11 protein-coding genes are annotated in these 16,029 nt (G+C 42.4%); all 11 read left to right on the forward strand.

Features of this window, described 5'->3' with window-relative positions; genetic code table 11:
* Positions 1–8: 8 nt before the first annotated feature.
* The 11 genes from CBW18_RS20255 to CBW18_RS20300 all read left to right on the forward strand — a co-directional run bounded on the left by CBW18_RS20255 (position 9) and on the right by CBW18_RS20300 (position 15,964).
* Entirely contained in the window at positions 9–968 is a 960-nt protein-coding gene (locus tag CBW18_RS20255; RefSeq protein ID WP_088303188.1) for a hypothetical protein, read from the forward strand.
* Positions 965–1,204, forward strand: coding sequence for a hypothetical protein (locus CBW18_RS21300; RefSeq protein ID WP_140418727.1), 240 nt, complete (start codon positions 965–967; stop codon positions 1,202–1,204). The genes CBW18_RS20255 and CBW18_RS21300 overlap by 4 nt, the downstream gene beginning before the upstream one ends.
* Positions 1,197–2,165, forward strand: a complete 969-nt coding sequence (locus tag CBW18_RS20260) for an SPASM domain-containing protein (RefSeq protein ID WP_088303189.1) — start codon at positions 1,197–1,199, stop codon at positions 2,163–2,165. The genes CBW18_RS21300 and CBW18_RS20260 overlap by 8 nt, the downstream gene beginning before the upstream one ends.
* The gene (locus tag CBW18_RS20265) at positions 2,152–4,365 is read left to right on the forward strand and encodes a peptidase domain-containing ABC transporter (protein ID WP_088303190.1); all 2,214 of its coding nucleotides are present in this window, start codon (positions 2,152–2,154) and stop codon (positions 4,363–4,365) included. The genes CBW18_RS20260 and CBW18_RS20265 overlap by 14 nt, the downstream gene beginning before the upstream one ends.
* A gap of 884 nt (positions 4,366–5,249) precedes the next feature.
* Positions 5,250–5,834, forward strand: coding sequence for an RNA polymerase sigma-70 factor (locus tag CBW18_RS20270; protein ID WP_088303191.1), 585 nt, complete (start codon positions 5,250–5,252; stop codon positions 5,832–5,834).
* Positions 5,835–5,924: 90 nt separating this feature from the next.
* A complete protein-coding gene (locus CBW18_RS20275; RefSeq protein WP_088303192.1) occupies positions 5,925–7,091 on the forward strand; it encodes a FecR family protein in 1,167 nt (388 codons plus the stop codon).
* Between the two features lie 197 nt (positions 7,092–7,288).
* A complete protein-coding gene (locus CBW18_RS20280) occupies positions 7,289–10,759 on the forward strand; it encodes a TonB-dependent receptor (protein WP_088303193.1) in 3,471 nt (1,156 codons plus the stop codon).
* Between the two features lie 23 nt (positions 10,760–10,782).
* Positions 10,783–12,360, forward strand: a complete 1,578-nt coding sequence (locus tag CBW18_RS20285) for a RagB/SusD family nutrient uptake outer membrane protein (protein ID WP_088303194.1) — start codon at positions 10,783–10,785, stop codon at positions 12,358–12,360.
* Between the two features lie 5 nt (positions 12,361–12,365).
* Positions 12,366–13,478 (forward strand): IPT/TIG domain-containing protein, encoded by a 1,113-nt coding sequence (locus CBW18_RS20290; protein ID WP_088303195.1) that lies wholly within the window; start codon positions 12,366–12,368, stop codon positions 13,476–13,478.
* Between the two features lie 166 nt (positions 13,479–13,644).
* On the forward strand, positions 13,645–14,193 hold the full coding sequence (locus CBW18_RS20295; protein ID WP_088303196.1) for a hypothetical protein: 549 nt from the start codon (positions 13,645–13,647) through the stop codon (positions 14,191–14,193).
* A gap of 4 nt (positions 14,194–14,197) precedes the next feature.
* On the forward strand, positions 14,198–15,964 hold the full coding sequence (locus tag CBW18_RS20300; protein WP_088303228.1) for a glycoside hydrolase family 9 protein: 1,767 nt from the start codon (positions 14,198–14,200) through the stop codon (positions 15,962–15,964).
* Positions 15,965–16,029: the final 65 nt, after the last annotated feature.

The following is a 16,029-nucleotide window of genomic DNA, read 5'->3' on the forward strand; positions in this document are numbered from 1 at the left end:
TCTCAAAGATGATTCTAGTACTTTCTTACGGAAGCTTTGAACAGGGGACAGATCCGGTAATCGACTGGCTCCTGTACTACAAAGCTGACTTTCTGAAAATCACCACCAAAGATCTTTATCGGCAGGATATGGATTTTTCAATCGACTACCTGAATAAAAAATTGATGGTGATGGGTACCGATTATTTCCCAAAGATCAATAGTGTTTGGTGCAGACGCTTTTCTGAAAAGACTGATTTCGTAAGGTATAACCAGTGGCCCTACACCCAGTCAATTTATGAACTTAATAGAGAACAGGATTCCTTTCAGGATTCTTTATATGATCTGTTGAGTGAAAAGAAGTGGCTAATGAACCCCAGGCTTGGCAGTATCAACAAAATAAATGTACAGACGTGTGCGCATTCAATCGGTCTTAAAACCCCGGAAACTATTGTTACCAACAGCCGGGAGGAAGTGAAAGCCTTTCACAAACGCAATGGTGCAGTTATTACCAAGCCCATTGAATTCAGCGGTTTTTTCAGGGCTGGTTCACAAACTTTTGCAACCTATACCACCACCATGGATCAGCAAATGATCGATCAGCTTCCACTGAATTTCAGTTACTCCTTTTTCCAGCAAAAGGTAGACGCACATTATGAGGTCAGAAGTTTTTACCTGGATGGTGAATTTTATTCTTCAGCTGCTGTATTTGATAGCGAAAGCCGACCAGCCGATATAAAAATGAATTATTCTGAAGACTTTCTCCACTGGGTAAACTATCAATTACCTGCAAATATTGAGGATAAGCTCCGGGAGCTCATGAAACGTGTGGGCTTGAACACGGGCAGTATCGATCTGCTCAGGTCTTATACGGGGGAATACTATTTCTTAGAAGTGAATCCCGGTGGACAGTACTCAGCACCATCAGAACGAAATAATTTAAATGTAGAAAAGCACATCGCCGAATGGCTAATTAATAATGACAAATGAGCGAAGCAATACCAAACTTAAGCGTTTCTTACGTAACGATATTCGAAGAGGAGTTTCTTCAGAAACTACCAGTCTTTTATCGTTACATGATTTTAACGGACACTTCTTCCATTGGGGAAATGTACACCCATACCAGGTTTAGCCAATCAGAGGTGCATTTTTCAAGAGAGTATATCCAATATACTCCGGTGAATCCTTATTCCAACATCCTAATAGAAGAACAAAGCCATGATTAAAAGCGGAAGCCACCTGATCCTTTATTCCCACAACCGAAATGTTAAGGGAAACGAAAGAAGCGTTATTTACAATTTTAAAAAAGGCACATTGTCTTTTATTCCAAATAGCCTGAACGAACTGCTGGAGGAATTATCCGAAAGACCGGTTGCAAGCGTCAGGGATGAATTGGAAGGAGACGACCGGGAGACCTTTGATGAATATGTTAATTACCTCAGGGAACATCAACTGGCCTTTTATACCAACGAACCGCATGCATTTCCTAAAATGCCTGCAGAGTATTTCGTACCAGAGCACATTAGTTACTGCGTTTTGGAATTTAACCCAACAAAAGATTATCAAAATTTCATTCTGCAGCTGAACGAAAGCCTTTGCAAAAACCTTGAGATCAGGGTGCCTGCGGGTGTTGAAAGCCTGGATGATTTATCTGTAATGCTGCTGGGATTATCATCGAGCACGCTCCGCTCAATAGCTGTTTACCTTGAAGCGGATGAGCATTTAACTTTATCCAGATTAAAAGAACTTTACCAGCAATTCCCCAAGATCGACAGTATCAATGTACTGGGGTATCAGAAAGAAATTCCTTCAGGCCATGCAGAAGATATTTCCTTTTTCAGGGAAGCCGCTTCGACAGTGTATGCTAAGCCCTTCCCAGTTGATAAATACCTGGTGAACAGAAAGTATTTTCTGCTTTCCAGCAATCATCATCCTTACTTTTATAAACGGGTGGAGATTGAAGCGAATGGCGGAGTGAAAAACTGCCTGCTACACCAACAGTCATTCGGGAATATTTTCGAGCAGTCCCTGACAGCAATCATATCTAGAGCAGATTTCAGGCAGTGGTGGGACGTGTCTAATGATCAGATTGAAGATTTCAAAGGCAATGAGCTTCGTTATGCTCTCTTCTCACAAAACCCATTAAAACTAAACCCTAAAGGAACCTATCAACTTGAAGCGTTTTAAAGCACACATCCAAGAAGAGTCATCTGACTGCGGACATACCTGCATTCAAATGATTGCATCACACTATGGTGCAGATATTCCATTGGAATACATTCGTAAGAGCTGTGGCGAACAGCGTGGTGGAGTGACCTTCCTGCATATCCGTAAAGCAGCCAACCTGATTGGCCTGGAAACTGCTGAAATACAAATTGATGCTGAAAACCTGAGGGAGATGGTAGATTTGCCGTGCATCCTGCATTGGTCATCCCGCCATTATGTGGTACTCTATCGCATCTCAATGTCCAAAGGGAAAAGCTATTATCATATTGCTGATCCGGCTTATGGAAAAATCAGGCTCAATGAGCAAGATTTTCTGGAGAAATGGTATCCTGCCGGACAGGAATTTGGCTATGCAGTTGCATTTGATATTGCTGATGAAGAGAAACTCTATCAAAAACATCAGAAGCCCTCACGGTATGAAAATTATCTTTGGAAACAGGTACTCCAGTTTAAAAATACCATTATTGCCACCACATTTATCCTTTTCATCACCGGCTTGCTCAGCTACGGAACAGTTAGAACCAATCAATGGTTGATTGATTTGGGCATTGTTAAAAAAGACCACATGCTCATTATTGGCATCGTATCTTTTTTATTTCTGGCTTCCATTTCAAAAGTGTTTTCTGAAGTGCTGCATCAGTTTATTATCCAAAAATCAGCCAACAAACTTTTTATTCGCAACCTGAGAAGATTTCTTAAAAGGCTGACGGTAATTACACCCAGGTTTTTTGAACAGCATAAAATATCCGAGCTGGTACAGAAAATGGATGATCATAATAAAATTGAAGAATTCAATACCCAGGTATTTCCTCAACTGATCTTCAATTTTAGTATGTATATTTTCTATTCCATTATCTTGTTTCCCATTAACCACTATTTGTTCTTTTGGATGTTAGCCTACAGTTTTCTTAGTGCAGGCTGGATGTCTGTTTTTAATGAGAAGAAGAAGCTCATCAATTACCAGCGTTATGATGTAGATGTTGATCAGACCAGTTTCCTCTACGAATTCATCATCGGCATGCAGGAAATCAAATTGTACCAGGGTGTAGAACAACGGCTGAATACCTGGGAAGCGAAGCAGCAAAAAGAATATGCCATTAACTTACGCTCATTCAGGTTAAACAGCATTGAAAGCCTTGGTTTTAAAGCCTTAGGGATTCTTAACCTTTGTTGTTTTACCGCGATTGGCGCAATTATGGTCACCAGGAATGAACTCAGCCTGGGACAATTTTTTAGTATTGCTTTTATTGTCGGGCAACTCAGTGTACCCATCGAGTTCCTATCTACCTTTTTCAACGCCTATATCAATGCACATATCAGCGGAAAGCGGATTAACTCAATTTTTGCTAAAGAGAAGGAAATCCCCGCAAACAGCACCAACCATATTCAGCAATTAAAGCACAGTACAGCTCTCTCAGATCAATACATTTCATTCCGGAATATCAGCTTCTCTTACGACATCCTGACCATGACACCGGTATTGCATAACTTTGACCTGGACCTGAAAGTTGGTGAAGTCACCGCGATTGTAGGGGAAAGCGGAAGTGGAAAGAGTACCATTGCAAAAATTCTGCTCAGGTTGCTGGAAGTCGATCAGGGCGAAATTTTTTATGGAAGCCAGGATTTGAGTGAAGTGGCACCCGATCATTGGCGTAAAATCTGCGGGGCAGTGTTTCAGGACGGGATGATCTTTTCTGATAGTATTATCAATAATATCTGTTTGGATCAATCCGCAGTTCATCTGGATAGGGTTCGCTGGGCCTGTGAAATTGCCGAAATAGACAGCTACATCAATACATTGGGAAATGGCTACCACACCAACCTGTCACAATCTGGAATTAACTTGAGCAAAGGGCAATACCAGAGGTTACTCATTGCCAGGGCTGTGTACAACACACCAGAGATATTGATTTTTGATGAAGCCACTAGTGCACTGGATGCCAAAACAGAATACCGTGTGATGGAAAACCTTTGGAGAAATTTTAAAGATAAAACAGTTTTAATCATTGCGCACCGCCTGAGTACCATCATGAATGCAGATCAAATCATTTTCATGAAAAATGGTCAAGTAGCAGAAGTGGGCACTCATGAACAGCTGATGCAGAAAAGGGGTGGCTATTTTGACCTTTTTAATTATCAGATATCAGCGGTAGTTTGCTAAATCACGCCAGTAGTTATAGCAAAGCTTATTCATCCATCACGATCTTGGAACATTTTCCAAATATTCAAATGAACGATTCTCTTAAATTTTGCAGTACTTCAGAATTGATCAGGCAATTGCTATCTTGAAACTTATTCGTGAACAAGTCACTGCGAGCTGGCTTTTTCAGCTGGCAAAACAATCTCCTTGTAGTGATACAAAGAATAGGCAATTAGATATGAACCACCCCGCCCAGCAGGCTCCCCTCTTTTGAAAAAAGGAGGGGTGTAGCGAATAACCTATCAATTAATTTGAATCCTTTGTTTAAAGTAGTATGCCAAGGCATCGTAATCGGCCAGCCAGTCATAAAACCATTTTTTAGATATTGGTCATTTCGGCTGAAAAGTTAAGTTAATGTTATAAATTTTATTGATTATTGATTTGCATCGCCAATTTAAAAGACAAAAATTTAATTCACTAGATAATTTTCAAGAACAGAGTGTAAGCAGAGGCTGACTTTACCATTTTGGATAGATGATTTGAAACCCTTTTTCCCGAAACAAAAAAAAGTTTCAAGGAAAAGTGTTTCGGGTTGGAGAAACAATTTATCGAGAAACAAAAAAAAGTTTCTTGCAATTTTGTTTCTCGGAGAGCATGTGTAATTTTTATTTATGGAGTGAAAAAGTTTTTAGATAGGCTGTGATAAAGGTTCCTCTCATCTTGCAAAGGTGAAGGGTAGGTTCCCGGAATCTACCTCCTCATCTACCTGAATACTGGCTTTTACACCAGGATTTAAACGCAATATTAAACCCGATTTCTTCTGGTGATAAACATTGCTGTTGATATTTTTCAGCAAACAAAATCAGCATGCTGAATGAAACTATTTTTTTATACTTTTACTCACTATGAGCAACGGGCATAAACATACCGATGAGGAACTTGTCATCCTTTTGAAGGAAAACGACATGGTTGCTTTCAAGGAGATTTATGTCCGGTATTGGTATGATTTGTATCTGATTTCCAATAAGCGGCTGAGGTCTAAAGAAGCTTCCGAAGAAATTATCCAGAATTTTTTTACCCTGTTCTGGATCAATCGCAAAAAAATAAACATCAGGGGTGCCTTAAAGGCTTATCTCCATACTTCCATCCGTTATTCGGTGATTGATTACCTGGCCAGGGAAGCAACCCGGAACAATTACCTGGAATTGCTTTCTTTTAGTTATACGGAAACAGCCAATACTACTGAAGAGACGGTGTTTTTGCATGAGGTAGAAGATGGAATCAACCAGGTGATCTCGAAATTACCTGCAAAGTGCCGGCGGGTGTTTGAATTGAGCAGGCAGCATCATAAATCAAATAAGGAAATCGCTGAATTATTAGGCATCTCTGAGAAAACAGTGGAAAACCATATCACCAATGCACTGAAACTTTTCAGGTTGCACTTTAAGGAAGTTCTGATCGCTTCATCCTTCGCCTGGCTGCTGTTTTAGCCGCACTAAAATTTTTTTATTTTTTTTTGGGGGCAAAAGCCTGTCCAACCGACTATACCATTAACCAACCAAATATAATTGAAAACCAATATGGGCAAATCAATAGCCTTGTCCTTAATCAGAAAATATCTTTCAGGCAGCTGTACGGCCAGTGAAGCCGCAACGGTTGAACATTGGTTTGATCTGATGGATGCCGTGCCAGATCATATTTCAGGTCTGACAGATGAGGAGCGTGTGCTGATGGAAACCAAAATCTTTGAACGCATCCTCCGGAACATCGAAGCAGAGTCGCATCAAAAACCAATCTTCATACCTGAAAAGTCAAGCTATTCCTGGAAAGTTCTTGCAGTTGCCGCATCACTGTTTTTATGCTTAAGCATGGCTTTGCTCTGGATGCAATACTCCTCCTCATTTTCTCCGGAGAAAAGCTTTAAATCAAGTCAATCTGCAAGCATCCTCCCGGGAGGAAATAAGGCCGTACTCACCCTTGATGACGGATCTTCATTGGTACTTACTGATGCAAACCTGGGCAAGGTGGCTGATCAGTACGATATGAGTGTGGTCAAAACCGCTGAAGGAGAGCTGAGCTATAAGAAAAGGAAGGGAGAAAATCCTTCTGAAATGGTATACAACACCATCACAACACCTGTTGGCGGAAAATACAGCGTGATATTGCCGGATGGAAGTAAAGTCTGGCTAAATGCCAAGTCTAGTCTGAGGTTCCCGACTTCATTTACTGGTGCAGAAAGAAATGTACAAATGACCGGTGAGGTATATTTTGAGGTCGTGAAGAATCCGAAGCAACCTTTTAAAGTGCGATCCGGCGGAACCGAAATCAGTGTGCTCGGAACACATTTTAACGTGATGGCCTACGACGATGAAGCTGATCAGAAAACAACACTGCTGGAAGGTCGTATTCATTTATCCTCAGGAAACTTTTCAAAACTGTTGAAACCTGGTCAGCAAGCCAGTGTAAATCCGTCATCCGCGATTAAAGTCAGCGACAATACTGATCTCGAAGCGGTAATGGCCTGGAGAAACGACCTTTTCATTTTTAAGGATATGGAGATCAAAGAAATTGCCCGGCAACTTTCCCGATGGTATGATATCCGGGTGGTATTTAAAGGAACCCCTTCAAAAGTTTCCTACACCGGTACCATAGCTAAAGATGTAGCGCTTTCCGAAATGCTGAGTATGCTCCAGTTTACAGGATTAAAATACGAATTGAACGACCATGTGCTCACCATTATAGAATAATGGAAAAAACTGCTTAACCAATAATTTAACCAATATAAATAACCAAATATGAGCAACTACTACAACACTGCATAATCAACCGGCGTAACCGTTTTTAAAAAAGACCGGATTGTGTTTGCAGCACATCCGGTCATTGTAAAGGTTACTTACAAGCCCATTCAGACGACATTATAATTTAACCCAAACCCTATAAAGATATGAATTTATTTTATAGGATCAGGCTGCTATTGCGCCGTGATTCTTACCAGATTTTATTAACAATGAGACTAACCGTGCTTCTTTTTATTCTGACTTTAATGCAGGTGAGCGCAAGTAGCTTTAGTCAGAATTTAACGCTTAAACATACCAATGCCGACATTTTTTCTGTTCTTAAGCAAATCGAAAAACAGAGTGGCTACCATTTGCTTTTCAGGCGTGCCGATATTGATGAGAAATCCAAAATCAATGTAAATGTAATCAACATGCCTGTTGAGCAGGCCATGGTGATGGTTTTAAAAAATACAAACCTGGATTTTAAGATTATTAAAAAAACAATTATTCTCAAGAAAAGAACCTATTTGCCATCAACGCAGATACAAATTCAGGAAATCGAGGTTTCCGGAACGGTCAGCGATGAGAAGGGGGTAACACTTCCCGGCGTCGCGGTTAAAGTGAAGGATTCGAAAGTGACCGCAGTAACCGATATCAACGGGAGGTATAAAATCTCTGTTCCATCCGCTACATCGATTCTGGTATTTTCTTTTGTAGGCATGGAAACCCAGGAAATTGTCCCTGGTAAAAGAAACACATTAAATGTGGTTTTGAAGAACCAAAATACAGTACTCAGCGATGTGGTGGTAATTGGCTATGGTACTCAGAAACGTTCGGACATTAACGGATCAATTTCTTCTGTCAAGGCTTCAGATATCGAAAATGTACCCCAGGTGAGCATCGACCAGATGTTACAGGGCAGGGCTTCAGGACTAACCATCAGCCAGAATTCAGGGGCACCCGGCAGTAATACATCCGTTCGTGTGCGCGGGATAACTTCGTTAAGCGGGAGTAATGAACCTTTATATGTGATTGATGGTGTACCCATTTCAGGTGATGCCAGCAACCAAAGTACAAGTGGAAGATCACCCTTACAGGCCTCTTCTTCAAATGCCAATTCTCAAACTACCGTTAGTCCTTTGTCGCTGATCAACCCAAATGACATTGAATCTATCGATGTGTTAAAGGATGCCTCAGCCACTGCAATTTATGGGAACAGGGCTTCTAATGGCGTGATCATCATCACTACAAAAAGAGGAAAAACAGGAAACTCGGCTATTAATTACGATGGCTATTACGGTTTCCAGCGCGTAGCGAAGTATATGGATGTCATGGACCTTAAGCAATATGCCAGATTGCAGAACTCGCTGGGCGACATCTATGGAACGGGAAGAAGAGTTGAATTTGCAGATCCTTCCATATTAGGAGAAGGTACCAACTGGCAAAAAGAAATCTTCAGGACTGCGGCTCAGCAAAGTCACCAGATCGCTGTTTCTGGCGGTAAAGAGGGCTTGAACTATTATATTTCAGGTGGATATCTCGGGCAGGATGGTACCGTTATCGGGTCTGATTTCCGTCGTTACAGCCTGCGTACCAATGTGGATGCCCAGGTTAAAGAATGGTTTAAGCTGGGTATTACACTTACGGCCAGCCGTTCTGCCGAAAACGTAATCACAAGTGACAACAATGGAATCATTTACAATGCCCTGTTGCAGGGACCTGACCTCGCAGTAACCAATCTTGATGGTTCCTATACCGGGCCGCCTTTGTCAGATCCCCTGGCTGCCGCTGCGGCATTAAATCCAGTGGCCCAGGCGCAGCAAATTAAAAATAAACTAAACAGGAGCAACATCAATACAAATATCTATAATGAAATCAAGGTACTTAAACCCCTGTCTTTAAGATCGGAACTGGGTGGCGACTTTAATTTCTCTGACAATAATGTGTTTACGCCAAGTTATTCATGGGGCCGCTTTACCAACCCAACAGCTTCACTGCAGGAACGCCATCAGCAAAGTACATTTCTGATCTGGAAAGAATACCTGAATTACAACCAGACATTCGGAAAACACAACCTGAGTGCAATTTTAGGTTATGAAGTTCAGGAATCCACGTGGAGAGGTATAGAAGGAAGAAGGCAGGGATTTTTCAGTAATGATGTGCAATCATTAAACTTAGGGCAGGCCATCACAGCCACCAATGATGAGTACATTGGAACACAGCGACAGGAATCTGTATATGCCCGTGCCATTTATACCTATGGTTCAAAATATAGCCTGACTTCAACCATCCGTAAAGACAAGACCTCTAAATTTGCAGAAGGATCACAGTCTGGTTATTTCCCTTCTTTTGCTGCCTCCTGGAAATTGTCTGATGAATCTTTTATGAAGGGAATCAATAAGGTGGTGAGCGGGGTTAAAATTCGTCTTGGATATGGAGAGGTTGGTAATCAGGATGTTCCCAATTATCTGTACAGTTCTTTATTGAGGTCATCTCAGACCGGTTTGGGTACTGGTTTTCTTGCCGGACGAATTGACAATAAGGCCTTAAAGTGGCAAACCTCTATTCAATATAATGCTGGTTTGGACATGAGTTTTCTGAACGGGAAGATCAACACCAGTATAGATATTTATAAAAAAACATCAAAAGATTTTTTGTTTCAGCTGACACTACCGGCATACCTGGTAGGCGGACCTGATTACCTGGGTGGCATTAATCCGCCTTACGTCAATCTGGGTAAAATTGATAACGTAGGTTTTGATTTGACCATCAATACCCGCAATATTGATAATGATCATTTTAAATGGAATACCAATGTGGTTTTATCCCATTATAAAAATGAAGTGAAGGAATTGGGCAACGGGCTTACCGAATTATTTGGTACGGTAACCAATGCTTACCTGCAAACACCTGTTACGCGTACGGTTGTAGGCCGATCAGTAGGTGAATTTTATGGTTACCGGGTAAAAGGAATTTTTAAAACAGAGGATCAGCTGCGTGCTGCACCGGTTCAGTTTGGCAGAACGATTGCCAATAACAGCAACAGCACCTGGCTGGGTGATGTGCAATATGAAGATGTAAACGGTGATGGCGTAGTGAACGAGAAAGACCGCACCGCGATCGGGAATCCGAATCCTAAATTTACCTATGGGATTACCAATACGTTCAGCTACAAGGCTTTTGATTTCACTGTGTTTTTAAATGGATCTTATGGAGCTAAGATCATGAATTTGCTGAACAACACCATGGGCAACCTGGCGAACGTTTATCAAAACCAATATGCTGCTTACAGCAATTTCTGGACACCTCAAAACCCGGACTCCAATATTCCTGCCCCAAAAATTGGTATTGATAATCCAAATCTGGTCGTATCTGACCGGTATGTAGAGAGCGGTTCTTTTTTAAGGATTCAAAATATGAGTCTTGGTTATAAAGTGCCCGCCGCCTGGATCAGGAAATTTAAATTCAGCAACCTGAAAGTATATTCCAGTGTGCAGAACCTGTACACCTTTACGAAATACAAAGGGTACGATCCGGAAATCGGTGCAATTAACCAAAGTGCTATCCTGAATAACATTGACCTGGGCAGATACCCGATTGCCCGGACCATCACATTTGGCATCAACGCACAATTTTAGTGACCATAAATTATTGTAAAAAAATGAAATCATATCTCCTATATATATTAGTCTTCATAGCCACCATTAGCAGTAGCTGTAAAAAGGACTTTTTTAATATTCCGCCGCAGGATGCGCTTAGTGCGGATAATTTTTATCAGAATACCGAGCAGGTACAGGCCAGCACGATTGCTTTGTACAACTCCCCGTGGTTTGACTGGAATGCAAAAGCATCCTGGTGTATCTCCGAGTTGTTGAGCGGCAATGCGCATACCTATTCTCCGGATGTGATCAATTTTGGAAACTTCTCGGTAACGGGCGACAATACCCAATTGTTGTCGGCCTGGAATTCCCTGTTCAGTGTAGTGGCCCAATCCAATGCACTCATCAACAATCTGAAATCTAAAGTTCCGGCCAGTGTACCAACTGCCGTAGTGAATAATGCCATTGGGGAGGCCCGGTTTATGCGGGCCATGGCTTATTTCTATCTGGTGAGAACCTGGGGAAATGTGCCGATTATAGAAAATAGCCTGGACCATGTCAGCAACTATCAGATCAATACCAATCCGGTAACCGATGTGTATACCTTTATCATCAATGACCTGAAGTTTGCCGAAGTGAACTGCGACAAAATGATCAGAACCGGATCTGTTTCTCAGGGTAAGGTATCCAGCGGATCTGCGTCTGCACTTTTAGCCAAAGTTTATCTGTACATGCGTGATTATCCGAATGCCCGTTTGAAAGCAGAACAGGTCATCAATAGCGGAGAGTTCAAATTGTACGGGATCGATGTTTCCGGGAAGACCTATGCTGACTTATTTAAAACAGCCAATAACAACAATGAAGAAAGTATCGCTGCTATACAATGGCTGGGCGGATCTGCCTACGGACATGGGAATGCCTTACAATCTTTCCTGGCCTATAACTCTGAAATTACGGGTACCGGAGATGGATATGGCAGCGTAACGCCATCCATTGATTTGCTAACAGCTTTTGAGCCGGGTGATTTAAGAAGAAAACCTACGGTGATGATGCAGGGTGATGTTTACCCTGAAATTAACCAGGCCAAAGGCGGTTACACCTTACCGGCGGGAGCAGTTGCACAGGGAATGCCTGCATTTATCAAAAAGTATGTGGTAGGCACTCCGGCAGACAATGGCGGTAAAGGTGCTTCGTTTTCAACAGCGAATAATACTTATCTGATGCGTTATGCAGATGTGCTTCTGATTGAAGCGGAAGCCGTTCTTGCTGGTGCGCAAAGTACATCAGATGCTGCAGCACTGGTGCCCTTTAATAAAATCAGACAACGGGCCGGGCTGATTCCTAAAACCTCTATTTCCATTATGGATATCTATCAGGAACGCCGTATGGAATTTGTATTTGAGGCTGATTATTGGTTTGATCTGGGCAGGTTAGACGGGTTTAATGTCACTTCCCATCCTAAGGCCATCGCCATTATTGCCAACCAGGAAAGGGGCATTTACAGCAATACTACGCCTGTAGTCATCTGGGGACAAAAATATACGCCCACTGATGCCAATTTCCGTTTGCCATACCCTACAACAGAATCTACCCTTAATCCTAAATTATTATTGCCACCGGTACCTTACAATTTTAAATAGTTATTATGAAAATCATATATAAAAACCCTATAGTCATTTCTCTGACAGGACTATTTTTCATGTTGATATTTATCGCCTCCTGCAAAAAGGAGGTAGAGGGGCAAGGCATGCCCGCTATCACCAGGGTGCGCACCCTGGTGAAGCCTGGAGTGGCTCAACCAACGGCTTTAGATTCTACAGTCACCTCAGGTGATGTCGGCGTGACTTATGTAATTGAAGGTGCAAACCTGAAGAGTACAAACAAAGTGGAATTTAATGGCATATCAGCCTATTTGAATACTGCCCTGTTCAGCGATAACAGTATCGTGGTGATGATTCCTGCCACAGCTTCCTGGATCAATCAAACCGGTAAATTGGTGCTGACTAATGCATCTGGAACGGTAAGTTTTGATTTTAGCATCAAACAACCACCTCCGGTAATTACTGACTTAAGCCAGTTTGCCGGAAATGCAGGCGATGAGTTAACCATTACCGGCTTACGTTTCGATCAGGTATCCAGTGTTAAATTTGGGACGGTTGAAGCGAGGATAGTTTCCTCGAAAAGTACAGAACTAAAGGTAACCGTACCTAACGGTGGCCTTGGTGCGGTAAGTGTAACTACCCCGGGAGGAACCAGTACTGGTCCGTATGTATCTTATGATGGAACGGCAGTGCCGATATTATTGCCATTTGGATTTAAACACTTGTTTTACGACGATCAGATCACAGCAGGTTACGATTTCAATTTTGGCGGTGCCAGTGGAGATGTAAGTAACACAGAGATGGTTAAAAGGGGCAGCCATGCCATCAAACTTACGTACACCGGTAATTATGCCGGATATGCTGTGGGTAGCAATGATCCTGTAGACCTGAGCGATAAAACTTATGTTAAATTCTCGATATATGGAACAACCGGAACCGAAGGCAAGGTGGTAAAGATCGGATTGAATGATTTCGACAACCGTCAGGTCAGCATTGTATTACATGCCGGTAAATGGACAACCTATGTAGTGCCTTTGGAGCGTTTCCAAAATGCCAGCCAGCCAGGTAAACCAACCAGCCTCAACTGGATTGGCTTTCAGGAGTTGAGTGGTAATGCGCCGGAAACGATCTTCCTGGATGATATCGGTGTATATTAATTCTTGCTGTCAAAAATAATCTGATGAAAAAGAGGCTGTCTCATAAATACAAAATGTCATCCTGAACCTGTCACGTTGAGCTTTCCGAAGATTCGGTACAAGTTCAATGATAAATTGATTTATGAAACAGCCCCTTCTTTAGTCTATTAAAATAAAATTTATAGTCATGAATATAATAAAATATGCAGCTGTTGGGATCCTGATGCTAACCGTGAATTACACCAGCATGGCACAAAAAAACCTGGTGACAAATGGGGGCTTTGAAGATGAACTGAGCGGATGGGTAGACTATTCTGCAAAAGCTACACCCTATATTTTCAGTACCGGAAAAATGAGTGCTGCTTTATTCTCCGGCGATCCTTCTAAATGGACGGGCATGCATCAAATTGTTGCGCTGCCTAAAAATGCACCGTATATTTTGATGTCTGCCAGGATCAAAGCAGATGGTGTAAGTACCGGAAAGGAAGACTGGAATGGTGCACTCTTCCTTTTTGAAATGCTGGGAAAGGGCGAAGCCAAAATCGGGGAAGGGATTAATATTACTTCAGTTACCGGCGATCAGGATTGGAAGCTTTATGAACGTGCATATATTGTTCCGCCAGGTACTACGGGTATCAAACTCTTGTTTGCTTTGGGTTATGTATCGGGTACCATGTTCGTTGATGATGTTAGTCTTAAAGTGATTAGCCAGGCCGATTATGAGAAATATTTATAAGCCTATGAAAATTTATATTGTGCTGCTCATGCTGATCAGTATGGGGTTAACCGAAGCGCAGGCCCAAAAGGCCGGGCATCAGGGAATCCTTGTAGATCAGTCAGGTTTTTATCCAGGTCTGGATAAAAGGGCTGTCATTATCGAAGCTGCTGCGGGCGATGGTTTTGAACTGATTGCCATGCCGGCGGGAAAGCCGGTCTATACCGGGTCGCTCTCCGGGTTAAAAAGCACCGGCTATTCCGGAATAAAGACCAGGATTGCCGGTTTTAGCAGTTTCCAGCAGCCCGGAAACTATTTGATCCGGGTTCCAGGTGTAGGTGACTCTCCGGTTTTCAGGATCGCCGACAGTGTGCATCAGGATCTCGCTTTGGCTGGCTTGAAAGCTTTCTATTACCAACGGGCTTCTTCGGCCCTGGATAAAGATTATGCCGGGAAATGGTATCGCGCATCCGGACATCCGGATACCGCAGTATTGATTCATCCATCTGCGGCCACTAAAAACAGGGTAGCCGGAAGCCGGATTAATGTGGCGGGCGGCTGGTATGATGCGGGCGACTATAATAAGTATATCGTCAACAGCGGGATTTCTACTGCTACCTTACTATCCGCTTACGAGGACTTTCCTGACTATTTCCTGAAGCTGAAAACAAGGCTTCCAGATGCGAAGAACAGGGTGCCGGATATATTAACCGAGGCCATTTACAATTTACGCTGGATGCTGAAAATGCAGGATCCACATGATGGTGGTGTATACAATAAGTGTACAAATCTCAGTTTCGATGCGATGGTTATGCCTGCGCAGGCTTTGGCACCCAGATATGTGGTGGCAAAAGGTACTGCCGCAACATTGAACCTTGCTGCGGTTGCCGCTCAGGCATCCCGGATTTTAAGGGATTTTCCTGAACAGTACCCCGGCCTGGCCGACAGTTGTCGCGCTGCCGCAATTCTAGCCTGGAAATGGGCACTTAAAAATCCAAATCTGCCTTATGATCAGGAGCTGGTGAACAAGACAACTGATCTGAAAGTTACTACAGGTGCTTATGGCGACAAGGATTTTGAAGATGAATGGAGCTGGGCTGCGGCTGAACTCCTGGCCACTACCGGTGAGTCGCCATATTATGAGGCTTTCTTTGCGCGCCTGAATGCAAAAGTAAATTTACCCAGCTGGAGTTCCGTAGGTATTTTAGGGTATTATTCACTGATCAGGTGTCATGATAAACTTCCTGTAAGTTACAGCAGCATCACCAGTATATTGAAGAAAAAGGTACTTTCTATTGCAGACCGCTATTTGCTGGAAGGCAAGACAAGTGCCTATGGCTCAGTAATGGGCAGTTCACGATCGGATTTTGTATGGGGAAGTAACTCGGTTGCCATGAACCAGTCTGTTTTGCTCATTAATGCTTACTTATTCACCCAAAATAAAGATTATCTGAATGCCGCCGCTGGAAACCTGGATTATATCCTGGGAAGAAATGCAACCGGTTATTCTTTTGTTACCGGTATTGGTACCTATTCACCCATGAACCCACATCACCGGATTTCTTTTGCTGATGGTGTGGCTGATCCGGTTCCAGGGATGTTGGTTGGTGGCCCCAATCCGGAAAAGCAGGATGGACTAAAATATGAATCTGCAGAACCGGAATTGTCTTACCTGGATAATGTGGCTTCTTATGCCAGTAATGAAATAGCCATTAATTGGAATGCGCCTTTGGTATATGTTGCAAATGCACTGGAATGTTTACAAAAGAAAGGGAAGGAAAGTACCAAATAAGTTATTGATTAACATGACTATATAAATATCTCTATTATGAGGCAAAGTATTGATAATTAATTTTA

This window comes from Pedobacter sp. AJM, from assembly GCF_002197755.1.
Lineage (GTDB): Bacteria > Bacteroidota > Bacteroidia > Sphingobacteriales > Sphingobacteriaceae > Pedobacter.